Origin of the sequence: Streptomyces sp. SudanB182_2057 (genome assembly GCF_964272715.1) — a bacterium.
GTDB classification, from domain to species: domain Bacteria; phylum Actinomycetota; class Actinomycetes; order Streptomycetales; family Streptomycetaceae; genus Streptomyces; species Streptomyces rubradiris.
Map to the genome: position 1 here is coordinate 8382503 of NZ_OZ186798.1, position 22501 is coordinate 8405003.

Annotated in this window: 22 protein-coding genes; 10 read left to right on the forward strand and 12 right to left on the reverse strand. The window is 70.3% G+C overall.

The genetic code is table 11. The annotated features are described in order from the left end of the window. Positions 1–213: 213 nt before the first annotated feature. The 6 genes from ACSURM_RS37095 to ACSURM_RS37120 form a co-directional block, all read right to left on the reverse strand. A complete protein-coding gene (locus ACSURM_RS37095; RefSeq protein WP_436960537.1) occupies positions 214–1404 on the reverse strand; it encodes a histidine decarboxylase in 1191 nt (396 codons plus the stop codon). Between the two features lie 99 nt (positions 1405–1503). Beyond that, the gene (locus tag ACSURM_RS37100) at positions 1504–2739 is read right to left on the reverse strand and encodes a 3-deoxy-7-phosphoheptulonate synthase (RefSeq protein ID WP_436960538.1); all 1236 of its coding nucleotides are present in this window, start codon (positions 2737–2739) and stop codon (positions 1504–1506) included. Further along, positions 2726–3079, reverse strand: a complete 354-nt coding sequence (locus ACSURM_RS37105; protein WP_436960540.1) for a chorismate mutase — start codon at positions 3077–3079, stop codon at positions 2726–2728. Before ACSURM_RS37105 ends, ACSURM_RS37100 begins: the two co-directional genes overlap by 14 nt. Before the next feature lie 371 nt (positions 3080–3450). Then, positions 3451–4635, reverse strand: a complete 1185-nt coding sequence (locus ACSURM_RS37110) for a YncE family protein (RefSeq protein WP_436960542.1) — start codon at positions 4633–4635, stop codon at positions 3451–3453. Positions 4636–4784: 149 nt separating this feature from the next. Then, positions 4785–5039 carry a hypothetical protein gene (locus ACSURM_RS37115; RefSeq protein ID WP_436960544.1) on the reverse strand — a complete coding sequence of 85 codons (255 nt, stop codon included), beginning with the start codon at positions 5037–5039 and terminating at the stop codon, positions 4785–4787. Positions 5040–5140: 101 nt separating this feature from the next. After that, positions 5141–6844: a long-chain-fatty-acid--CoA ligase gene (locus tag ACSURM_RS37120; RefSeq protein ID WP_436960546.1), complete on the reverse strand. Its 1704-nt coding sequence runs from the start codon at positions 6842–6844 to the stop codon at positions 5141–5143. 480 nt (positions 6845–7324) lie between these two features. Between ACSURM_RS37120 and ACSURM_RS37125 the strand changes: the two genes are divergently transcribed. The 4 genes from ACSURM_RS37125 to ACSURM_RS37140 all read left to right on the forward strand — a co-directional run bounded on the left by ACSURM_RS37125 (position 7325) and on the right by ACSURM_RS37140 (position 11054). Then, positions 7325–8149, forward strand: a complete 825-nt coding sequence (locus ACSURM_RS37125) for an alpha/beta fold hydrolase (RefSeq protein ID WP_436960548.1) — start codon at positions 7325–7327, stop codon at positions 8147–8149. Next, entirely contained in the window at positions 8146–9720 is a 1575-nt protein-coding gene (locus ACSURM_RS37130; RefSeq protein WP_436960550.1) for a PHA/PHB synthase family protein, read from the forward strand. The genes ACSURM_RS37125 and ACSURM_RS37130 overlap by 4 nt, the downstream gene beginning before the upstream one ends. A gap of 436 nt (positions 9721–10156) precedes the next feature. After that, complete coding sequence (locus ACSURM_RS37135; RefSeq protein WP_436960552.1) at positions 10157–10657, forward strand: hypothetical protein; 501 nt, start codon at positions 10157–10159, stop codon at positions 10655–10657. Positions 10658–10730: 73 nt separating this feature from the next. Next, entirely contained in the window at positions 10731–11054 is a 324-nt protein-coding gene (locus ACSURM_RS37140; RefSeq protein ID WP_436960554.1) for a hypothetical protein, read from the forward strand. A gap of 130 nt (positions 11055–11184) precedes the next feature. Here ACSURM_RS37140 and ACSURM_RS37145 read toward each other — a convergent pair whose 3' ends face one another. Genes ACSURM_RS37145 through ACSURM_RS37160 form a run of 4 tightly spaced genes read right to left on the reverse strand, consistent with a single transcriptional unit; the run spans position 11185 to position 14035 of the window. Beyond that, positions 11185–11826, reverse strand: coding sequence for a cupin domain-containing protein (locus ACSURM_RS37145; protein WP_436960556.1), 642 nt, complete (start codon positions 11824–11826; stop codon positions 11185–11187). Beyond that, the gene (locus tag ACSURM_RS37150; protein ID WP_436960558.1) at positions 11820–13094 is read right to left on the reverse strand and encodes an adenosylhomocysteinase; all 1275 of its coding nucleotides are present in this window, start codon (positions 13092–13094) and stop codon (positions 11820–11822) included. The genes ACSURM_RS37145 and ACSURM_RS37150 overlap by 7 nt, the downstream gene beginning before the upstream one ends. Before the next feature lie 31 nt (positions 13095–13125). Further along, complete coding sequence (locus ACSURM_RS37155; RefSeq protein ID WP_436960560.1) at positions 13126–13734, reverse strand: nucleotidyltransferase family protein; 609 nt, start codon at positions 13732–13734, stop codon at positions 13126–13128. After that, entirely contained in the window at positions 13670–14035 is a 366-nt protein-coding gene (locus tag ACSURM_RS37160; protein ID WP_436961263.1) for an SDR family oxidoreductase, read from the reverse strand. The genes ACSURM_RS37155 and ACSURM_RS37160 overlap by 65 nt, the downstream gene beginning before the upstream one ends. Before the next feature lie 82 nt (positions 14036–14117). Here ACSURM_RS37160 and ACSURM_RS37165 point away from each other — a divergent pair, with 82 nt between their 5' ends. The 6 genes from ACSURM_RS37165 to ACSURM_RS37190 all read left to right on the forward strand — a co-directional run bounded on the left by ACSURM_RS37165 (position 14118) and on the right by ACSURM_RS37190 (position 18913). Further along, complete coding sequence (locus ACSURM_RS37165; protein WP_436960562.1) at positions 14118–14450, forward strand: helix-turn-helix domain-containing protein; 333 nt, start codon at positions 14118–14120, stop codon at positions 14448–14450. Then, entirely contained in the window at positions 14398–14730 is a 333-nt protein-coding gene (locus tag ACSURM_RS37170) for a helix-turn-helix domain-containing protein (protein ID WP_436960564.1), read from the forward strand. The genes ACSURM_RS37165 and ACSURM_RS37170 overlap by 53 nt, the downstream gene beginning before the upstream one ends. 147 nt (positions 14731–14877) lie before the next feature. After that, positions 14878–16059 carry a carboxylate-amine ligase gene (locus ACSURM_RS37175; RefSeq protein ID WP_436960566.1) on the forward strand — a complete coding sequence of 394 codons (1182 nt, stop codon included), beginning with the start codon at positions 14878–14880 and terminating at the stop codon, positions 16057–16059. 34 nt (positions 16060–16093) lie between these two features. Further along, the gene (locus ACSURM_RS37180) at positions 16094–16678 is read left to right on the forward strand and encodes a pyruvoyl-dependent arginine decarboxylase (protein WP_436960568.1); all 585 of its coding nucleotides are present in this window, start codon (positions 16094–16096) and stop codon (positions 16676–16678) included. Positions 16679–16713: 35 nt separating this feature from the next. Further along, a complete protein-coding gene (locus ACSURM_RS37185; protein ID WP_436960570.1) occupies positions 16714–17952 on the forward strand; it encodes an amidohydrolase family protein in 1239 nt (412 codons plus the stop codon). Between the two features lie 160 nt (positions 17953–18112). Next, positions 18113–18913: a hypothetical protein gene (locus ACSURM_RS37190; protein WP_436960572.1), complete on the forward strand. Its 801-nt coding sequence runs from the start codon at positions 18113–18115 to the stop codon at positions 18911–18913. Between the two features lie 374 nt (positions 18914–19287). On the opposite strand, the gene ACSURM_RS37195 is transcribed toward ACSURM_RS37190, so the two are convergent. Further along, positions 19288–21030, reverse strand: coding sequence for a flavin monoamine oxidase family protein (locus ACSURM_RS37195; RefSeq protein WP_436960574.1), 1743 nt, complete (start codon positions 21028–21030; stop codon positions 19288–19290). After that, positions 21027–22499 (reverse strand): glutamate--cysteine ligase, encoded by a 1473-nt coding sequence (locus ACSURM_RS37200; protein ID WP_436960576.1) that lies wholly within the window; start codon positions 22497–22499, stop codon positions 21027–21029. Before ACSURM_RS37200 ends, ACSURM_RS37195 begins: the two co-directional genes overlap by 4 nt. Positions 22500–22501 lie beyond the last annotated feature (2 nt).

A 22501-nucleotide genomic window follows, 5' to 3' on the forward strand; every position in this document is an offset into this window, starting at 1 on the left:
GCGGGGGGACGCGTGCGTCCGCGAGTCAATGGGCAACGGCCGTCAGGCCACCTGAGTGTGTGGCGTGACGGCCGTGCTCTGTTCGGCGGCATGAACCTTTCGGCACGCGCCTCGCCGCGGGAACGTATTCGGCCGGGGCGCCGCGGGACTACTTGTCGTCGGCCGCCTTCCGGCGCTGCGGACCGGCCAACCGGGAAGTTGCCGTCCGGCTCATCACCGGCCTGTCCGGGCCGCCGGTACGGGGCCGGGCCGGCGAAGGTCGGCGCAGAGCCGGTCGATGTCCTCGCGTGTGACGTGTGGCATGGCGATCAGGTGGGCCCGTCCGTCCTCGTGGAGGAGGTTCCAGCGGTCGCACACGGCCTGGTCGGGGGCGTCGAAGAGCACGGTGTTGCTGTGCGGCGCACGGACGGGGTTCCGCCCTAGGGCGCGCAGCCGTGTGGCGGCGTACTCGGCGGTGCGCAGGCAGTGCTGGACGCGTCGGGCGAGGCCGTCCCGTCCCAGGCGGCGCAGTTCGTACCAGAGGAAGAGGGGGGAGAGCGCGTCCCGGGAGCCGCTGATGGTGTCGTCGTCCGCGCCGACGGCCGCGTCGTCCGCGCGGATGCCCTCCACGTGGTCGGGACGGGCGAGGACGATGCCGCAGGGGATCGGTGCTCCGATCATCTTGTGTCCGCTGACGGCGATGCTGTCGGCGCCGGCGTCGAACCCCCACGGCCGGGGCCGGGGGGCCAGGGCCGCGAGCAGTCCGCCGAAGGCCGCGTCCACATGCAGATGGACACGTTCGACGCCGGCCGTGTCCAGGACGTGCCGCAGGCCCGGGAGATCGTCGACGGCCCCTTTCCCGGTCGTGCCGACGGTGGCCACGACGACGGCCGCCCGCGGGGCGTGGGTGCGGCACGCGGCCGCGAAGGCCCCCAGCTCCATGGCACCGTCGGTGTCGGTGGCGACGGGCTGGTGGTCCATGCGCAGCAGGCGCGCGATCTTCGGTATGGAGTAGTGGGCTTCGGCGGAGGCGTAGAGGACGGCGTCGGGGTACCGTTCGCGGCCGAGATAGGTGCCGAACAGATTACTCTCGGTTCCGCCGTTGGTCACGTAACCGAAGGCGGTACCGCTGGGGGCTCCGGCGAGTTCGGCGAAGAAGTCGATGACGGCCCGCTCGAAGGGCTTGGTGTGCAGGTGGTACTGGCTGCTGCCGCACGGGCTGCCCGCGTTGTTGCCGTGCACCGCCAGGTACTCCACCAGGTGCCGGTAGTCGAAGTCCAGGTTGACGGGAAACCCGACCATGTGGTCGCGGGCCTGGCGCATGGTGGCGGCGAGGTCACCCAGCACGGCCGTGTCCGCCGCCAGTTCGCCGGGAGTACGCGGCGCCTTTCCGATGGCCAGTTCCTCGTACAGGGGGATGCTCATGTGGGAGGCCTTTCAGGCTGCTGTCGTTCGTGGCCGTTCCGGTGCACGTGGGCCGCCGTCCCCGCGGGGAGGGGACGGCGGCCCACGGCGGGTAGGCGTTCAGCGCTCCGGAGCGGGGCCGGGAATGGTGTCCCGCACCGCGGTGAGCACGGCCAGGGCCTGTCGCGGGTTGAGCCGCGGGTCGCACAGGCTCTGGTAGCCGCCGGGGTGGCAGACGGGATCGGTGTCGCCGTCGGTGCACTCGGCGACATCCGCCGCGGTGGTCTCCAGATGCACACCGCCCGGAACGCCGCCGGCGGCGCTGACGCAGTGGTGGAAGCGCCGCAGCTCGGTGGTGATCTCCCGCAGGTGCCGGGTCTTGATCCCGTGGATCCGGCGGGTGTTGGCGTGCATGGGATCACACAGCCAGATCACCGGGTGCCCGGCGGCCCGGACCGCTTCCACCAGCGGGGGCAGTCGCTCGTCCACGGCTTCGGCCCCCATCCGGGAGATCAGGGTCAGCCGGCCCGGTCGCCGGGCGGGGTCGAGGGCGGCGCACAGTTCGAGCACCTCCTCGGGCGTGGCGGTGGGCCCCACCTTGCAGGCGACCGGGTTGACGACGGAAGCCAGGAGCCGGACGTGCGCGTGGGCGGGGTCGCGGGTGCGTTCGCCGATCCACGGCCAGTGGGTGGAGGTCAACAGTCGCCGCCCGGCCGCGTCGCAGCGGATCAATGACAGCTCGTAGTCCAGGACGAGTGCTTCGTGGCTGGTCCACACCGCCGGCTGCGCCCGATCGCCCAGCCGCGCGAGCTCATCGACGATCCGGGCGGCGGCGTCGTAGCAGTGCAGCATGTGATCGGGCAGGTGACGGCGGTCGGCCTCGCGCGGGCCCGGCCGGTTGACCATGTGCCCCCGGTAGACCGGCAGGGTGCGTCCGCCCACCTTCTCCACCGGCCGGGAACGGGGTTTGGCGTACTGCCCCGCCATCCGTCCCACGCGCACCGCGGGGGTGCCCGTGCTCATCTGCCATACGCCCGCCAGCGCGTCGATCAGCCCCACCGTACGCCGTACCGCGTGCGGATCCGACGCGTCCGGGTCCTCGGCGCAGTCACCCACCTGTACGACGTGCAGGTCGCCGAGCGCGCACCTCGCCAGGACATCGCGGAGCCGCCGTACCTCGCTCCCGGTGACCAGGCCGCGGAGACCGGTGAGCAGCCGCCGGCATTCCCCGGCCCGTTCCGGGTTCTCCCACCGGGGCTGCTGAAGGGCGGGCAGACGCAGCCAGCGTTCGGTCTCCCCTTCCGGCAGGGGCCGTGTGAACCGCGCCTCGCGGCGGTCCGGGTCACAGGTCCGCACGGCGTTCACCACCCCTGTCGGCCACGTCGTCCGACGGCCGGCGGGAAGCGTCGCCGTCGGCCGCTCCGCGGCACAGCAGCAGAACGGCGTCGGCGACCGCGTCACCCGTGGGACCGAGCCCCGCGGAGAAGCGGCGACGCACCTCGGCCTCCCGGCCGGCGGCGATCCGGGTGCCGCCCCGGTGGATACGTTCCCGCTGGACCTGGGCGGCCAGCCGCGCCCGGTGCTGGAGCAGGCCGATGATCCGGGCGTCGAGCTCGTCGATGCGTGACCGTAGGAAGGAAATCGATGCGTCACCTTTCTGTTCGTGTATGTGCGTGTCCGGCCGTTGGGGGGACATCACTTGGAACCTTCCTGGATCAGTGGCCGCTCGCCTCTGCCCCGGTGTCGCACCGGCCGAGTGCGCGGCCGCAACGCTTACTGTGTTGTCCGTCTTCCCGGACCCCTCACCCACAGAGGGGGCGCTTTGACGCGAAGGAACCGGCGCCCGTACCACCGGCGCTCCGCCGCGCCCTCCCCTGCGCCGCCCACCGCCGCCGGCCGGCAATGCCCGGGAACGCGGGAGCGGGGGGACACCGAAAAGGTGGCGGTCCATGGCCGTGACGCTGTCCCGAACGGCGACGGCCGTCCGCTCACGGAGCGGAGGTTCTCGCCTCCACCGGAAGCGGACGGCGGCGTGCCGTCGTGGCGGTCGGGACCGTACGGGAGCCGTCAACCGCCCGCGGGCGGCGTCCAGTCGGCCCGGGTGTGACCGAGGCGGATGCGCTGGGGGTGCCGTCCGACCTCCACCGAGGCGGTCTTGCGGCCGGTGGCGAAGTCGATGGCCGTCACCCTGCCGGCCGCGCTCTCCGACACCACGGCGGCCGACCCGTCCGCGGTCGTCGCGGCCCAGTACGGCCGGGCCGCCGGGACCAGCGGACCGTGCCGGAAGGTGGCGAGGTCGACGACCGTGGCGTAGTTGTCCATCACGCCGGCCACGCACACCTTGGAGCCGTCGGCGTTCATCGAGATCCCGTGGTGCCGGGAGTCGTTGACCCAGGCGGTCCTGTCCGGCGGGGTGGCCGGGTGGGCGGGCAACGTGGCGACACGGGTGATCTCGTCCTTCGCCACGTCGTACTCGATGAAGCCGTTGAAGAAGGAGACCTGGAAGTACAGGCGGGTCTCGTCCGGGGAGAAGACGGAGGGGCGCACGGAGTGGGAGAGATCGGGTAGGCCGAAGGCGTCGAGGCGGGACCGCATGCTGATGGTGCGCAGGACCTCGTGGGTACGGGCGTCGGCGATGGTGATGTGCCGGTCGCCCTTGGTGAAGTCCTGCCACCGGGCGTCGAAGTCGGTCCAGACGAAGCCGACGGACATGTTCCACAGGCGGCGCCCGCCGTCGGTGAACACCGTCTCGTGCGGCATGTCCCCGGTGCGGAACGACCCTTTCTCCGCGCCGGTCTCGATGTCCAGGACGTGCACGGTGCGGGCCGTGAACGCCGACACGGTGACGGTCGTGCCGTCGGGGGAGAGGGCCATGTGGTCGGCTCGGAAGCCCGCCACCGGGAAGCGCCAGCGCAGTTCGCCGGTGGTCAGGGAGACGCACACCACGTCCGCGAGGCTCGGCCGGGAGACGACGATGGCGGAGCCGTCGGGGGTGGAGTAGACGTCGTCGACGAGCTGGTCGTGCCCCTCGCCGATGACCTGCCGGACGCGTAGGAAGAAAGCCAGCCTGACGGGGTTGCGGTAGATCTCCCGGAGCCGTGCGCGAAGGTCGGGGACGACATTGACCCGGCCGATGGGACGTAGATCACCGACGGGTTCGAGCACATCGACCGTGCCGTCCCAGTTGTTGCCGACGAACAGAACCCGGCGCAGTGTCCCGGGGGCGCTGCGTGTGTTCCGTGACGGTGCCATGAGTGTGTCTCCCGCGAAGAAGGGTCAAGCTGTCCGGTCACCGCGCCGGGTGCGCCATGGGCCCGCGGTGCGGCGCGGTTCCGGCATGTCGGTGGCCGCACGCCTTCGAAGGCGTCCGGTGTCCGTCCGGTGCGCTGCGGCCGGTGCCGTCACCCGGGATCCTCGCCCGGCGCGGCCCAGTAGGGGTCGAACCCGCACATGAGCCGTCGCCCGTCGCCCTTCTGGCCGGACGGCCCAGGGGCGGCCTCGGTGCGTTCGGCCAGGGCCCGGTCCAGCAGCGCGCGCACGGCGCGCAGTTCCTCCCGCAGGGCGCTCACCTCCGCACCGAGCGCTGCCTGCCACGAACGGGACTCCTGGCACGGGCCCGTCTCCCGCGGGTCCTCTCGCCTGCCGTCGGCGTCCACGGTGCTCCTTCCCCGGGGACGGTCCTCACCGGTCCCCGGCACGTCGGGGGCCGGTTCGCGTGCCCATGGGTGACCTCCACGGGCTGTCGGCGTGCCACCGTTCACCCGCCGCGGTGAGCGGACGGGCGCTCGGTCCTCACGACCGTCAGGGCGCCCTCGGCGTACTGGCGGCGCATGAGCTTCTTGTCGTTCTTGCCCACCGCCGTCTTCGGGACCCGGCCCACCACCGCCCACTGCTCGGGGACGTGCCAGGCGGGGGTGACGCGGTCGGCCAGGAAGGCGCTCAGCTCCGACACCTCGACGTCCGCCTCCTCGTGGAGGGCCACCACGGCCAGCGGGCGCTCGCCCCAACGGGGATCGGGGACGGCGATGACCGCCGCCTCGAACACCCCGGGGTGCTCCAGCAGCACGTTCTCCAGATGGATGCTGGAGACGAATTCCCCTCCCGACTTCACCACGTCCTTGGCGCGGTCGGTCAGGGACAGGTAGCCGTCGGGAGAGACGCGGCCGATGTCGCCGGTGCGCAGCCAGCCGTCCGGACTGAAACTGTCCTCGGGGCGGGCCGGGCCGCCTTCCGCTCCGCCGTGGTAGGCGCCGGTGATCGTCGGACCGCGCAGTTCCAGTTCGCCGGTGGACTCGCCGTCGTGCGGTACACGTGTGCCGTCAGGCCCCGTCAACCGGTACTCCACCAGGGACGGGAACCGGCCCTGGGTGAAGCGGTAGGGCCACTCACCGTCGCCTGCCGGGCGGGCGGGCGGTACGGCCGCGGACGCCAGGCCGAGGGTCTCCGTCATGCCCCAGGAGTGCACCAGCTCGATGCCGTACCCCTCCTGGTAGTCCCGCATGAGCTTGGGCGGACACGCGGAACCGCCCGCGGCGACACGGCGCAGGCTCGCGATGTCGTACCGCTCCTGCCGCAGCTCCTCGAGGAGCGCCGTCCACACGGCCGGCACCCCGGCGGCGAACGAGGGACGGCCGTCCTCGATCATCCGTGCCAGGGCGGCAGGCTGGACGTGCCGGTCGGGCAGGAGCAGCGCCGCTCCGGTGTGGGCGGCGGCGTGCGGCAGGCTCCAGCCGTTGACGTGGAACATGGGGACGACGGGGAGGACGGTGTCCCTCGCGCTGATGTGCCAGCCGTCGGGGCTGATGAGGTGCAGCAGCTGGAGGTACAGGGCCCGATGGCTGTAGACGACGCCTTTCGGCTCGCCCGAGGTCCCCGACGTGTAACACATCACCGCCGCCGTACGTTCGTCCAGTTCGTCGGCCCAGGGGTAGTCGTCGGGCCGTCCGGCCAGCAACTCCTCGTAGTCGTGCACCTCGCCGCGGAAGTCCGACAGCGGGCTCCGATCGCCTTCCCCGGCGACCACGATGTGCCGCAGGGAACGGGAGACGTCACGGGTGACGGTTCCCAGCAGACCCACAAGGCTGTGGTCGACCACGACGACCTCGTCACCGGCGTGGTCGATGATGTACCTCAACTGCTCCGCGCTCATACGCACGTTGAGGGTATGCAGCACGGCTCCCATCGACGGGACCGTGAGGAACACCTCGAGATGGCGGCTGTTGTTCCACATGAGCGTCGCGACGGCGCTCTGCGGCTCCTGCGGTCGTCTCCCGGTGCGTATGCCCAGCTTGTCGCGCAGCGCGTGACCCAGCCGCGCGGCCCGCGCGCCCACCGCGGCGTAGGTGGTGTACTCGAAACGGTCCCCCTGCCAGGTCCCGACAGCCGTGCCGCCATGGGTGTTCACGCTGTGCCGGAGGATGCGCGCGATACTCAGAGGAACATCCTGCATGGTGCTGTGCATGGGACCTCCTGTGTGCGCTGCTGGAAACGGGAGGGCGTCGTGTGGGGTCGGACGAATGCGACTGACCCGGCTTGACGGGCCGGCCGGAGATGTAACGGCCCATCGGGAGCGTGGCACTCGCGGTCGGCCGGCGTGGATCGTGCTTATGCCGATACCGCATCGACCGTAGAGGCAGGCGCGAGAGGATGGCAAGAATAGAATCGGGTCACCGGGCCTGAACCGGCCTGCGAGGTGATCCATATGTCGCCCTCTTGCGCCGGAATGCGCACCCACTATTCTTCAGGGAGAACTCCCCTGCGGTCTTGGGCTGTAGCCGCTCTGCTGTCGTGATCGAATACTCGTGTCTCTGTGCGTTTCGAGACCCGTCTTTCTGGAGATCGAGTGAACGCGGTGAATACGCGCATGGACGCCCGTAGAACGACGGTTTACATACGTGAGACGCCTGTCGCCTATACCGAGGCAGGAAGAGGCGAGACGTGCGTGGTGCTTCTGCACGGACTCGGTGGGACCTCCGACGACTGGAAGTCGGTCATGCGGGAGCTGGCGTCGCGTCATCGCGTGGTGGCCCCGGACCTTCCCGGGTACGGGGACTCGGGCCCCATCCCCGGTACCAGTCCCGCGGCGGTCGCCGACTTCGTGTGGGCCTTCGCCGACGCCCTCGGCATCTCCCGCGCGGCGGTCATGGGGCACTCGGAAGGCGGCGCGGTGGCCGTCAGCATGGCGCTGCAAAGACCTGACCGCACCACACGTCTCGTGCTCGTGAGCGCGGCGGGACTGGGCCGCCTCATCAATCCGCTTCTCATGGTGCTGGGCGCCACCCCGTTGGGGGCCCTCGTGCCTCGGCTCGCCAAGCTCCCCGTCGGGCCCGAGGCGCTCGTCGCGGCGCTGGCACTGTTCGGCTCACCCCGCCCGTGGCGTGTTCCGAAGCCGTGGTTCACCAAGATGCGGCAGGCCGCCTCCTCGACCGGTGTGCTGGTCCACGCCGTCGTGACGCTGCGGCAGGGCGTCAGCGCCCGCGGCCAGGAGAACCTCCTCCTCGACAGCCTCCCGCAACTGACCCAGCCGGTCCTGGTGGCCTGGGGCACGCACGATGTGATGCTCCCGGTTTCCCAGGCGTGGGGTGCGGTCAGGCGTCTGCGGCACGGGCGGCTGGCACTCGTCCCGTGCACCGGTCACCTGCTGCCCATAGAGGCCCCCGACCGCCTGGTGGCGGCGGTGGCCCCCTTCCTCGCGGAGGACGGGCCCAGGACGGAGCGCACCGCCCGCACCGAACCGTCCGCGGACACCGGCGAGTCACCGGCATGACGGCACAGGACCGCGACCGTCCAGGCCCGGCGTCCCCGCCACCGGGGCCTCCCCCACCACGGCCGTTCGGGGCCGATCCCGAGGACGGCCGGTTCGCCGACCAGGCATGGCGCTCCAACTGCCTCCACCACGCGCTCCTGCAGGCATACCTGGCCTCCGACGCGCTGGTGCGCAAGGCGGTGGCCGTACCAGGTCTGTCCGTGCCCCGCCGTCGCCAGCTGGAGTTCGCCGCCCGCACCCTGACCGACGCCCTGGCGCCGACCAACTTCCTCCCGGCCAACCCCACCGCCGTACGCGCCGCGGTCGCCAGCCACGGCGCGAGCCTGGTCCGCGGCGCCCGGAACTTCCTCGACGACGTCGCCCACAACGGCGGACGGCCCGCCAAACTGCCGTCCGGATCGTTCCGCCTGGGCCATGACCTGGCGGCCACTCCCGGACGGGTCGTCCACCGGAACGACCTGATGGAGGTCCTTCAGTACGAACCGCAGACGCGGCAGGTGTACACGGCGCCCCTGCTGCTTCTGCCCGCCTGGGTGAACAAGTACTACATCTACGACCTGGCACCCGGCCGCAGCCTCGTCGAGCACGCCACGCGCCAGGGATTCACCGTGTTCGCCGTCAGCCTGCGCGACCCGGGCCCCGACCAGGCGGCACACGGGCTGGAGGACTACTTCACCGACGTCGCCGCACGAGCCCTGGACGTGATCGAGGACATCTGCGGGACCCGCGGTACACACGTCGTCGGCCTCTGCGCCGGCGGACTGCTCGCCGGCCTTCTGACGGCCTGGCTCGCCGTCGGAGGGGAGCAGCGGGCCGCGACGCTGAGCCTGCTCATGGCCGGCCTCGACTACACGGACCCGGAAACCGGCCGGCCACCGGGCAGCAGGGAACTACTGAGGCTCACCGGGTTCCTGACGGGTGGTGGGGACCTTGTCTCCGGGCGGCGCATCAGTCTCGTCTTCGACCTGCTGCGCGCCAACGACACCCTGTGGAAGCCGCTGACGCGCGGCTGGTTCCAGGGAGACCGCCCCGCGCCGTTCGACATCGTGGCGTGGAGCGAGGACGGGATCGCCGTGACCCGGCCGCTCTTCGAGGAGAGCATGCGGCTGATGGGAGACAACCTCTTCGCCCGTGAGGGCGTTGGTCTCGGCGGAAGAGCACTGCGTCTGGCGGACATCGACGTGGACACGTTCGTCGTCGCCAGCGCGCGCGACCACATCGTGCCCTGGGAGTCGGTCTACCTCGGAGCCCGCTCGCTCGGCGGCAAGGCGTCCTTCCACCTCGTACCGTCCGGCCATGTGGGAGCCGTGATCAATCCGCCCCGGCCGAAGGCCACCCGCCTGGGGCGCGGTGGACGGCTTCCCGAGGATCCCGCGCGGTGGCTGGCGGGCGCGCAAGCGCGGCCGGAGTCGTGGTGGACGGCCTGGACGCGGTGGCTCGCCCGCCGGTCGGGGCCGAGAACGGCGGCTCGCGGCTGCGGCAGCCGACGCCATCCGGCCCGTGAACCGGCGCCGGGTGTGTACGTCCACGGCCGGGCGGGGAGATCGGGGAGCCGCGGCATCCTGCCGTGACCGGGCGCGGCTCAAGACGGTGGCCGCAGACCGGGAGGGGTGGGTGGCCGTGAGGAACCCGGATGGGCACACGGATATTTCCGCGTCCCTTTCCCGCCTCCATAAGGCAGGAAAGCAGGATTACGCATAGCCGGGCAAATACCTTTGTCAACGAACGGCGCTCGGGGCGACCGCGCCCAATGATCGAAGACGTCCTCCCGTGTGAAGCGGGACGTTCGAACAACCGTCTCGACGTGCAGGTGGAATCATGTCTGTCGGACTCCATGTACTTTCCCTTTGCGTCAATCGTCCCGCGCGCGGACGCGGTGTCTATACGCACTGCTCGATCGCGGGCAGTCTGGCAGGCACAGCAGGACCTCGCAGAGAGGAAGGCTGTTCCATGAAGTGTTCGCGAAGCGCACGACGTCTCGGCATTCTGGCGGCGTGCGCGGCAGCGGTGAGCGCGTTACTGGTGCCCGCGGCCCAAGCCGTCCCGTCCGCCCCCGAGGGAGCGACCGCTCTCCTGGAGTGCCCCGGTTACGAGACCACCTCCTACAACCCCGGCCTCACCCTCAACCCCCGTCAGGTGAGCCTGTCCGCCAGCGGTGCGATCGGACCGTGCGTGGGACAACCGCTCGACCACACCAACGGAACCATCACCTTCACGGGCACCGGTCAACTGTCCTGTGTGGGGGGCAACTCCGCCGGCAGCGGGCGCATCAACTGGAAGAACGACCAGACCAGCTCTACCACCTTCGACTACACCGCCCTCGCGGGCGTGCGTCCCGGCGGAGACTCCGTGCTGGTTCTCACCGGACAGGTCAAGTCGGGTGACTTCCACAGCTCAACGATCATCATCGAGATCGTCCTGGCCGCCGCTCCGACCCAGACCCTGCAATGTCTGACGCCCGGCGGACTCGACACCTCTTCCGGACTCGTCAACCTCCAGATCATCTGACCCATCGCTGTCGCGTGCCCAGTTCTCCGAGCGAGCCCTGGGCGCGAACACATCGCGAGAAAGAGGAGAAGTCATGACTCGGTTTCGGCGTATGGCGGTGGCGTCCGCGGCGGCTGTGGCCGCCACCGCCTTCATGACCGGACAGGCCCTTGCCGCGCCCGGGCACGCGCACGGCACCTTCTACTACACGGACCTGTTGGGCGGCAGCCAGCAAGTCCAGGACCCCGAGCTGAACACCTGTAAGCTGGTCTCCACAGTCGGCACCAGTGCCAGCAACCAGACAAACGCCACTGTCGTGCTCTACACGGACACCAGCTGCGCCCTCCTGGGCAACCCCGTCTCGCCTGGCAGCACGATCACCTTCGTCTTCAAGTCCTACCGTTTCATCGAGAGCTGATAGCGCATCAGATGCTCCGGGCGAAGTATGCCCGGAGCATCATGCCTCCTCGCGGTCGAGGAACAGCTGCTGCGCCGACGCGGCAGTCCATCAGGAGAAGCCCGGCACGGCGACGAGGGCGGAACCGCGGTCACAGGATGCGGTAGTCGGCGTGGTCGAACCCCGGGGAGACGACACAGACGATCAGAGTCTCCTCGGGATGCAGGGGCTGTGCGGCTTGCCAGACGCCTCCCGGGACCACGATGTGAAGGCGGTGCCCCGATGCGATGTCGGGTCCCAGCAGGTGTTCTCGCGTGCACCTCGGTTTCGCTTCGTCCTCCGCGGTGAAAAAACGCAATGGTCCACCGTATTGCCACAGCCACAGCTCGTCGGAGCGGATCCGGTGCCAGCGGGACCTGTCGGTGGGTCCGAGAACGTAGTGCAGGGCGGTTGCGCTGGCGCGGGAACCCGCGTACCCGTCAGGGCTCACCGCGACGGACGAGGTCCAGATGGACTCGGCCCAGCCGCCTTCGGGATGCGGTACGAGGTCGAGCCGCTCGGCCAGTCCGGGCCGTGACAGCAGTTCGGTGAAGGCCCCCGCGAGGTCCTGGTAGAAGAAGCGCACCCGTGGTTGCAGTGCACGATGTTCCTCCACTGCCACGATCGGCTGCCCGAATTCCGCAAAATGCTCGTTGGCACACGCAAGGGCCTGGGCGTCATTCGCGACCCGGTAGGCTCGCTGGTCGGCTGTGCCATTTTCCTTCCAGCTGTGATATGACAATACGGTCAGCATGACTCCTGCCCGTTTTTCCGACTGAACTCTTCGTCTGTTTCCTGGGTGAGCTGTCGCGGGTAACGCAACTGTTCGTCGGTGGGATCGTCTATCTTGACCCTTGAAGACTCGAGCTTTCTCCGGGCGAGTTCCTTCTGTGCTTGTTCGGGTAGATAATGCACGGCAGAATCCAGACGGTCGAGGTTGTTCACCAAATGCAGGATCCCTGCTGTCTGGGCGGCGAAGCTGATATCCATCAACTCGGGTGGATGTCCGGCTCCCGCGCTTGTGTTGACCGGTCCACCACCAGACAGAAGGAAAAGATTTCGGCCCTCGGTGGTGCGGTATCCGGTGACGTAGGGAAGAACCTCACCCCTGGCCACGGAGGTGTTCTCCAGGAATTCGATGTCGATCTCGTGCGCACTGTGCCCGGCATTGAGAAGGAAAACGCCGTCCCGCATCGTGTTCAAGTGTTCTTCTCCGATGGCTTTCACCGTTCCGGTTGCCGTGATGAAAGCGTCCCCTTGGGGAGCCGCTTCCCGCATGGGCATGACTCGGTATCCGGACATGTGTGCCTGCAAAGCGCGCAAGGGGTCGACCTCGGTGACCACGACATCGGATCCCAACGCGCGAGCGCGTGCCGCCACTCCGCGCCCACACGGGCCGAAGCCCGCGACGACGACACAACTGCCGGGAAACGAGAAGTTCACCGTTCGCATCAATGCGTCGACGGTACTTTGGCCGGTGCCCATGTCGTTGTCGAATATCTGCTTGATCAGGCTGCCGTCCACAGCCATCACAGGAAAACGGAGTCGGCCGCGCTCGGCCAGGCTGCTCACCCGCAGCACACCGGTAAGGGTCCGTACTGATGCACCGCGCACACCTTTGATCGCATCCGGCCGCTGCGCGTACAGCAGCCCCAAAAGGATGTCCGCTTCGTCGACGATCAGATGCGGAGACTCGTCCAGGGCTTCGAGGCGGTCGCGTTCACCTTCCTCCTGCGTCCTCCCTCTGGAGCCCAAGGCGCGGATCCCTGGCTGCCGATCCAGCCACGCGACGACCTCGTCGTCGGTGGTCGCGGGACTGGAAGCGCAGGCCGTCACTGTCGCGCCGGCATCCCGGAGAGCGAGCGGCAGGCCGACCGAGGTGGCGATGAGATGAATGGTCACTGCCACCCGCCAGCCATCCAGCAGGCGCTCACGAGCGCACTCCTCCCGTGCCTGCGACATCATCGGCATTCTCGCCTGTGCTGCCGCTATCCTGTCCGTAGGGAATGGCGCAGCGCCCATTTCGACTTTTCCTCCGTGTGGACCGCAGTGCTCACCAGACCACCAGTGTGGAATCCTGTCCGCAGTTCACCCATGCACGCTGCCCGTCCAACACGCGCAACTCTTCGAGCAGGCGTATGAACGAGCGCGCGTAAGGTGACTGTTGTGTGTGCTCGACCACGGTCGGCCAGTGAACTTGCTCGCGAAGGGGCCGGCAAACTCGGAGCAGCGGCCCGAAGTCGCAATGCTGTTCCGACAAAGACAGGAGTTTCAGTACGAGGAGATCGGTGGATGACAGCACCGGCATGGTGACGGATTCGACCATGATGACATCTGCCCGTCTCAGTAGTTCATGAGTGACGGGGACTCCGGCGGGGCGGTAAAGGATGTCCACTGTATGTCGTGGCGAACCGTTGGGGCGGGTGGCCTTGAAGAGCCAGTCCTCCGGAGGGTGGTAGACCGTGAAGCCCACCCGCTGCAAGGCTGCCTCAGCCGTCGGCACGGCATCCTGAGGCACGACGAAATCCACGTCCCGTGAGTGCGACCAGCCACCGTGTGCGTAGACGGCAAGACTGCCTGCCAACGCGAAAGGAACGTTATCGTTTTTGAAGGCCTTGGCAGTTCGCTTCATGCTGTCCAGGAGTGCGGATCTCCGTCCCATGGCCCCTGCCTGAATATGCTGCTAGGTCGGGTGTTCGGATTTCGGAGGCGGTACCAGTCCCCTGCCCGTGCCAGGCACTACATCCCCCGATGGTATGCGCCTGCGCGGCTGACCGCGATCGGAAGCGGCCTGAGCGTCGGATGGGGGCGCCGGGCAGGGCCGTCGACCAGCCGCCGTCGACGACGAGGGAGGCGTCGGTGATGTACGACGCCTCGTCCGAGGCGGGGAAGACGGCTGCGTCGGCCACGTCGTCGGGTGTGCCGGTGCGGCCGAGGGGGATGTGGCGGGCGATGCAGCGCATCGGGTGGTGGCCGTTCGCGGGGAGCAACGTAACGAAGCACCACTACTGATCTTTTCGTGAGTTCGGTGGGTGTGGTGGCCGTGTGAGTGGGAGGCTGTCGGGGTGGCTTATCAACCTTCCCCTTCGGTTGTCGGCTCCTCCCTTCCTCTCTTTGTCGCGGCCTCAGTTGGCGGAGGCGCGCCGTGTTCGGGCGGTCGAGTTGTTCGAGGGCGGCGTCTCGAATGCGGAGATCGCGAGGGCGGTGGGGGTATGTGCCGAGAGTGTGCGGCGCTGGCGGCGGGTGTGGGAGCAAGACGGTGCTTCGGGCCTGCGGAGACGGGCAGCCACCGGACGCCCGCCCAAGCTGGACGACCCAGGTCGAGATGGTCCGGGCCGCGTTGGAGCAAGGTGTCCAGGCTCATGGTTTCAAGGCTGACCTGTGGATCCTGGAACGAATGGGCGCGGTCGTCACCCGGGCAACGGGGGTGGTGTTGTCGACGGCGTCGGTGTGGCGGCTGCTGACCGGCCGGCTCGGATGGATCCTGCAACGGCCCGAGCGGCGGGCGGTGGAGCGGGACGAGTCGGAGATCGCCGGCTGGGATCGCGCACGAGTGGCCGCGCATCATGCGTGGTCAGGCGGTGAGGTAAACCCGCTCCATCTCTGTCAGGGCCTCGTGCCACAGTCGCGGAAGCCTTCAGTCAACAGTACCTGCTGATGTCGGAGTACCACCGTGGTGCGCCGGAGCATGGTGGGTCATTTTGGGTGTCTCGCCCATCTTGTCTGAATTTGCATGCAGTGGGTACTGGTCACTCTCGATCACCGGGATGCGCACCAGCCGCGTCGGCGCGAGAAGGAGGCGGTTGTGCCTGAGCCCTACGAATCCGCGGTTTACGCCACGGCCGACCGAACCTTCCCCGCGCGGGCCCCGGGCGGCACCGGTCCGCCGGTTCCCACGCTCGGGGTGGAGGAGGAGTTCGTCCTGGCCGACCGTCGCACCCGTGCGGCGGTCCGCAAGGCGTCCGCGGTCGTGCTCGCGGCCCGGCACCGGATGGGCGAGGACCACGTGGCCCCGGAGATGGCACAGGCACAGGTGGAGAGCATCAGCGCCGTGTGCCGCACCGGCGAGGAACTGCGCCGCGAGGTGGCGCGGCTGCGTGGCGGCGCCGCCGCGGTCGCCGCGGAGCAGGGGTGCGTGCTGGTGGCCAGTGGCAGTCCGGTGCTCGGCGACCCCGGTCCGCCACCGATCCTCGACAAGGCACGCTACCACCGGATCGAGAGCCGTTTCGGCGCGCTGGTGCGCCACCAGTGCGTGAACGCGTGCCACGTTCACGTCGGCGTGACCGACCGTGAGCTGGCGGTACGGGTGGTGGATCACCTGCGCTGCTGGATGCCGCTCCTGCTGGCGCTCACGGCGAACTCCCCCTTCTTCGACGGCGACGACACCGGGTACGCCAGCTGGCGCTCGATGGTGTGGAGCCGCTGGCCGGCCGCCGGCCCGCCACCGCTGCTCGGCTCCGCGGCACGGTACGAGACATTGGTCGGCCGGGTCGTCGACAGCGGTGCGGCGCTGGACCCGGCGATGCTGTACTGGCACGTGCGGCCCTCCCGGCACGTGCCCACCGTCGAGGTGCGGATCGCGGACGTCCTCCCCGAGGCCGCCGACACCGTCGCCTACGCCCTGCTCGTCCGCGCGCTCGTCGCCCATGCCCTCAGCCTGGTCCGGGAGGGAGCCCCCGCTTCCGACGTGCCCGACATGGTCCTGCGCGCTGCCTGCTGGCGCGCGGCCCGCTATGGCACGGCCGGCACGCTCCCCGCCACGCAGGCCCCGGACTGCCCTTCGCTTCCCGTGCTGCGCCAGACCGACGACCTGTGGGCATTGGTGGAGCCGTACCTCAGCCGTTGCGGCGACGATGCCCCGGTCGGCGAGTGGTTCGACCGCGTCCGGCGTTCGGGCAACGGCGCGATGCGCCAGCGGCGGATCGCCGAGCGGCACGCCGGACGTCTCGAAGCGGTCGTCGACGACCTCGCCGTCCCGGCCACCTGACCCCGGTCATCCGTCAACGCAGGAGGAGGAACCCATGAGCAATCCCACCTCGCTGTCCGGGCCCGCGCTCGTCCCGACCCGGATGTATTTCACCACCGGTGTCGGCCGGCACCGGTACGAACTCCAGGCCCACGACCTGATGTACATGGACGCCGGACTCGGCAGGGTCAACCGGGTACTGGTCTCCAGCCGAGTCCCGCCGCACTGTGCGCTGATCGACAGGGAGGAGGGCGGCGGGCTGCTGCGGGACGGACAGATCCTGTTCGCCATCCAGGCACTGGCCGAGACCAGCACGCCCGGGGCGAAGATCGGCACCGCCGTGGGCGTGGCGGTGCCCGACGACGGAGGCCTGGGCTGCGTGGCCGAGGTGCACGAGGCGGACGCCGTCGGCAAGGACGCCGCGCAGGCGCGGGACAAGGCCGTACGCATGGCGCTGACCGCGATGGCCCTGGAACTGGGAGAGGCGGACTTCGACGCGGACGCCGAGTACCGCCCGGGGAGGGGCCGTTACGTCATCGCCGACACGCCCGTCACGGTCCACGCGGCGGCGGTCGACGCCGTGGGCCCGGACGACGGCGACCACGTCAAGATCGTCGCCTCGCTTGTCTTCCTCTTCTGAATGCCCGCCCCTCCCAGCCACCACAGAGGACTGCCATGCCCGCACGTACTCCGGCAGATGTCGTCCTGCGCGCCGAACGCCTGTGGGACGGCACCGCCGAGCAGCCGGCCGAAGGCGTCGACGTCCGCGTCAGCGACGGCCACATCGCCGAGACCGGCCACCGGCTACGGCCCCGCACCCCGGACGGTACCGTGATCGAACTGCCCGGCCACACCTTGCTTCCGGGACTGATCGACTGCCACGTCCACGTCCTGGACGACTCCCACGACACCGAGGCCATCGCCTACCAGGCCGTCCGCGCCGTTCCGGTCCTCACCACGCTGCTCATGAACGGGTTCACCACCATCCGCGACCTCGGCAGCGCCGACCAGCCCCTGAACGTCTCCCTCAAGCGCGCCGTCGACGAAGGCCACCTGCAAGGCCCGCGCATGCTGGTCGCCCCCAACATCATCAGCGCGCACGGCGGTCACGGGGACAAGCAACCCAGGATCGCCGAGCGCTACCACCGGATCGTCGGCACCCTCGCGGACGGCGCGGACGCGGTCCTGCGCACGGTCCGCGCCCAAGCCCGGGCCGGCGCGGACTGGATCAAGTTCGCCGCCGGCGGCGGCTTCTCCTCTCCCAGCGACTGCGTCACCGACATCGGCTACACCCAGCACGAGATGGACCTCATCGTCACGGCGGCGACCGACCGCGGCCTCCCGGTGGCCGCGCACGCCTTCGGCGACGAGGCCGTGCGCCGCGCCGTCCGCGCGGGCGTGCACAGCATCGAGCACGCCTGCCTGACCGGGCCGGACACCCTCGCCGCGATCGCCGAGCGGGACGTCTTCCTGGTACCCACCCACTACGCCCAGCGGTACTACCTGGACCGCCTCGACAACGACGCCTTCTGGCAGGGCCGTTCGGACCTGCTGCGGGACAGCTACGCCGAGCACGCCGACCGCCTCCGCCGGCACTTCCCGCTCGTCGCCGACAGCGGGGCGCGCATCGCCTTCGGATCGGACGCAGGGATGTTCCCGTACGAGGAGAACTGGCGCGAGTTCACCACCCTCGTGGAGCACGGTTTCACCCCGCTCCAGGCACTGCGCGCGGCCACCTCACACGCCGCCGAACTGCTGCGGCAGCCCGCCCTCGGCCGGATCAGGCCGGGCGCGCACGCCGACCTCGTGGCCGTGCCGGGTAATCCGCTCGCCGACATCGACCTCATGGGACGGATCGACTTCGTCATGCAGAAAGGAAAGGTACGACGCCACCACCAGGACGGAGCGGTCTGAATTCGCCGTGCTGCCGACAAAGACAGGACTCCCGGTCCAGGAAGTGGCATCCGGGTGTCGCAGTAGCTCCGGTGGGGTGACGGGGACTCTGCCGAGGATGTCCGCGCCTCGAAAGTGGGACCAGGCACCGCGTGAGTGGACGACCCAATGACCCGACGGGGTGGGGCAGGAGTTGCGAGGGGAGCAGCGGGCCGCGACGCTGAGCCTGCTCATGGCCGGTCTCGAGTACACGGACCCGGAAACCGGCCGGCCACCGGGCAGCAGGGAACTACTGAGGCTCACCGGGTTTCTGACGGGTGGTGGGGACCTCGTCTCCGGCCAGCGCATCGGTCTTGTCTTCGACCTGCTGCGCGCCAACGACACCCTGTGGAAGCCGCTGACGCGCGGCTGGTTCCAGGGAGACCGCCCTGCGCCGTTCGACATCGTGGCGTGGAGCGAGGACGGGATCGCCGTGACCCGGCCGCTCTTCGAGGAGAGCATGCGGCTGATGGGGGACAACCTGTTCGCCCGTGGGGAAGTCTCCCTCGGCGGATGGCCACTGCGCCTGGCGGACATCCGCGTGGACACGTTCGTCGTCGCCGGCGCGCGCGACCACATCGTGCCCTGGGAGTCGGTCCACCTCGGAGCCCGCTCGCTCGGCGGCAAGGCATCCTTCCACCTCGTACCGTCCGGCCACGTGGGAGCCGTGATCAATCCGCCCCGGCCGAAGGCCACCCGCCTGGGGCGCGGCGGACGGCTTCCCGAGGATCCCGCGCGGTGGCTGGCGGGCGCGCAAGCGCGGCCGGAGTCGTGGTGGACGGCGTGGACCCGGTGGCTGGCCCGCAGGTCGGGCCCGAGAACGGCGGCTCGCGGCTGCGGCAGCCGACGCCATCCGGCCCGTGAACCGGCGCCGGGTGTGTACGTCCACGGCCGGGCGGGGAACACGGGCAGCCGCGGCATCCTGCCGTGGTCACGCGTGTGACCGCGGACGGCGGCCTTCGACGGGGAGGACTTCCGAGCGGCCCACGGGGGAGGCGGGCCGCGCCGAGGTGGTCGTGCCGGTGCGCGACCGGCAGTGCCCTTCACGGCGGCGCGCGCCGCGACAGCCGTACCGGCATCGCCGGGCCCGGTGTGACGGCACCGGACGCGTTGGACCCTTGTATCGGCCTCGTCTCCCGCCACTGCCGTGGCCCAATTCACCGGGGATGAAAGGGAAAGGTCCTGTCACATCCGCCGGCCGGGGTCGGGAGGGCAACAGTCCGCATGCGGACGACGGCGAGTTACCGGGACGAGAATTCCATTGCCGATAAGCGGATCCGCTCACATCGGTGCCGTCTCCACGCATCCTCGGGATCACTAGTCCGCGGACGGCACAGGACGGTAATCGGGGTCGGTCCACAGATCTCCGGGGCCGGGATTGTCCGGCAGCGCGGTGCCGCCGAGATGGCGCATGACTCCCCAGGCGGCATTGAGCCCCGAGGTCATCGCGTGATCGAGCCAGCCGGGGGACCAGGAGACATCGTCGCCGGCCAGGAAAAGACCGTGCGGGGGCTCTCCCGGAACCACCGGGCCGCCCGCGAAGTCCTTCATGAAATGTGAGAACAGGTCCCACTGGTAGCGCAGGTCACCCGGGCGGGAGAGACGGCACAGCCCCCGGAAGTTGGGTTCGTTCTCCCAGGACACGGTGAGGGCGGCGGCGTCCCGCGCCGAGCGGCGCAGCCGGTCCGCCACGTCCGGGTGGATGTCGCACAGCTCGCGCACGAGGATCTCCACCCGCTGCTCCAGCGAGGACGCCGCGATCTTCATCGCGTCCTCGGCCCAGGAGAAGCTGAGGTCGAGCACGGCACGACGGCCGCCGGGAGCCCGCGGCGGGCCGTAGTCCAGTGTGTAACTGGCGCGCGGCAGACGGTCGGTGATCGTGACGCCGTCCATGCTGCTGCCTTCCCAGAAGGGGGAGGGCAGCACCAGGGCGGTCTTGGCGCTGGGCCAGTAGCTCAGCCGCCGCACGGCCCGCCACAGGCGCGGGCCGAAGGGGGAACGGCCGGGCCCGGCCGAACGTACGTCGACGGACGTCTCCAGCACGTGCAGTTGCGGGGTGAAGACGACCGACGCGTACCGGTCGGCGCGTCCGTCGGCACTGTGCACCGTGAGGGGACGGTCCGCGGTGGTCGGCACCTCGAGCGCGGTCACCGCCGGGCGGACACCGCCCGCGTTGGCCTCCTCCAGACTGACCGGACGGCCGGCCGGGTCGGTGGTGCGGTGGGACCAGAAGGATTCCGCGAGTGCGCTGATCCCCTCCCGCATGTAGTACATCGTGCCGCCGTGACTGGCGGTGAGCAGCCGTACCACCTCCAGGAACGCGGACTCGAAGAAGACGTCCCAGGCCACCGGACCGACACCGGCCGTGCCCAGGACGGCGGCCTGTTCCGCCGTCAGGCCGGCGCCCCCGGGGTCGACGAGGAAGCGGTGGAAGCTCCAGTGCGCGAACCGGTGCACCATGTGGGCCCACCTTTCCCGGGCGCCCGCCCGGTCCCGGGCGGCCAGCGCCCGCCTCAGCGCGTGGAAACCGATCCTGTCCAGGGCACGCGACCAGCCCTCGTGCGCCTCCCGGAAGGTCGGGTGGTGCGCGTACAGGTCCGTGAGGCGGCGCACGTCGTGGCGCTGGCCGTCGACGTGCCACACGGTCGTCGGTGTGGTGGGGAAGGCGTAGTTCTCCCGGAACGGGCTCCAGTGCAGACCGAAGGCGTCGGCGTACTGGCGCAGGAGCCGCGCGGAGTCCGGGAAGCGCATGCAGCCCAGCTCCACGACGGCACTGTCGGCGGGGTCCAGGCGGCGCGAGTACATCCGGCCGCCCAGCCGGCGGCCGCCCGGTCCGTCCGGGTCGCTCTCGGCTTCGTAGAGGACGGGACGGCAGCCGATGCGCAGCAGTTCGAACGCCGCGGTCAGGCCGGCACCGCCCGTTCCCACGACCGCCACGGGCGGCGGCGGGGTGCCGGCGGGCAGCCTTCCCACGCGCCGGCCGTCGGCCACGTAGGCGGCGTAGTCGAAGGGGAAGTCGGCCTGCAGGTCGCTGGGGGGCGACTGGTCGGTTGCGTTCATCCCGGTACTCCTCGGGCCGCTGCCTCCTCCGGCCAGGTATGGACGGGGAGGTCCGGTTCACTCAGTGCCTGGTAGCGCCGCACCAGGGCGTGTGCCGCCGCCTGCCGGCACCTGGCCGGGGACTGGGCATCCAGCATGGCGCGCTGCCAGCGGGCCCCGGTCCGCCCGGTGCGGACCCGCTCCTCGACGACCGCCAGCCACCGGCCGGCCTCGTCCGGATGGACCCCCGCCCGGCGCAGTCCCCGCGCGGCATGCGGCAGCAGGCCCAGGACGAGGCCGGCGGCCCGGTGCGGCACCGCGTGACCGGAAGGAGCGAACGGCCAGTGCAGCCGGCTTTCCAAGCCGAATCGGGCGGCGGCGTAGAAGTCCGCCCGGGCCAGGGCGAAGGGCACGTGAGCCGCCGGCTCCAGGTCCTCGGACGCCACGTCCAGGACCAGTCCGAGCAGGAAAGCGGCGTTGGCCACTATGTCCGTCAGGGTCGGCCCGGAGGGCAGGGCGCGGAACTCGATGCGGAGGTGGCCGCCGTCGGCGGGGTCGTACACCGGCCGGTTCCACGACCACACCGTGCTCTGCTGCGTACGGAGCTCGGCCAGCCGGGGCGTACGGCCACCGCGCACCGCGGCGCGCGGCTCCTCGTCGGACAGCGTGTGCAGCAGCGGTTCGTGACCGCGGACCGTGTCGGTGAACAGCTCAAGAGCCCCCGCGCGCAACCAGTCCCGGCCGAAGGAGACGCGCGGCCGGGTCCCCGGTACGACGCGCTCCCCGAACCCCCGCTCGTACCAGGGGATGCGTGTCTCCTCCCACAGCGACTTGCCCAGTGGCAGGGGGGAGTTGCCGCAGGCGGCGAGTACGGGCGCCACGGCGAGCTGGGCGGCGTTGTAGAAGCGGGTGTAGGACCGGGGCGGGACGCGCAGGTGGATCTGCCAGGAACAGGCGGCGCCCTGCAGACCCAGGCTGTCGCCGTACGTCCGGAGTCCCTCCCCGCCCTCGATCCGGAAGGAGAAACGGTGTCCGCGCCGCCGGGCCAGCGCCTGCTCCAGCGAACGGTACCTCGGGTGGTCGGACACGAAGGGGAGGGAGAGGTGCTCCGGGCGCAGCGTCGGGAGCATGCCGATCAGCAGAGGCCGGGTCCCGTGCGGCGCGCCCGCCGTGCGCACCCGGCGCAGCAGTAGCGCCGTCGCGGCGTGCAGGGCGCTGAAGGGACGCCCGCGGATGCCGACCGGGGACGGGTTCACCTCCAGGTTGTAGCGGTTCACCTCAAGGCTCACACGGGGGTCGGTGACGGAGCGGAGCACCCGGTCGTTGACCGGCGCGGGGTCGCCTTCCGGCGTGATGAGGAACATCTCCAGCTCCGCGCCGACGGTCATCTCCGCGTCGTGCTCCGGGGGCCGGGAGACCAGTTCCCGGAGCACGCCCAGCGACTGTTCCAGGCGCTGCCGGAAGACCGCGTGTTCCCGCTCGTCCGTCATGC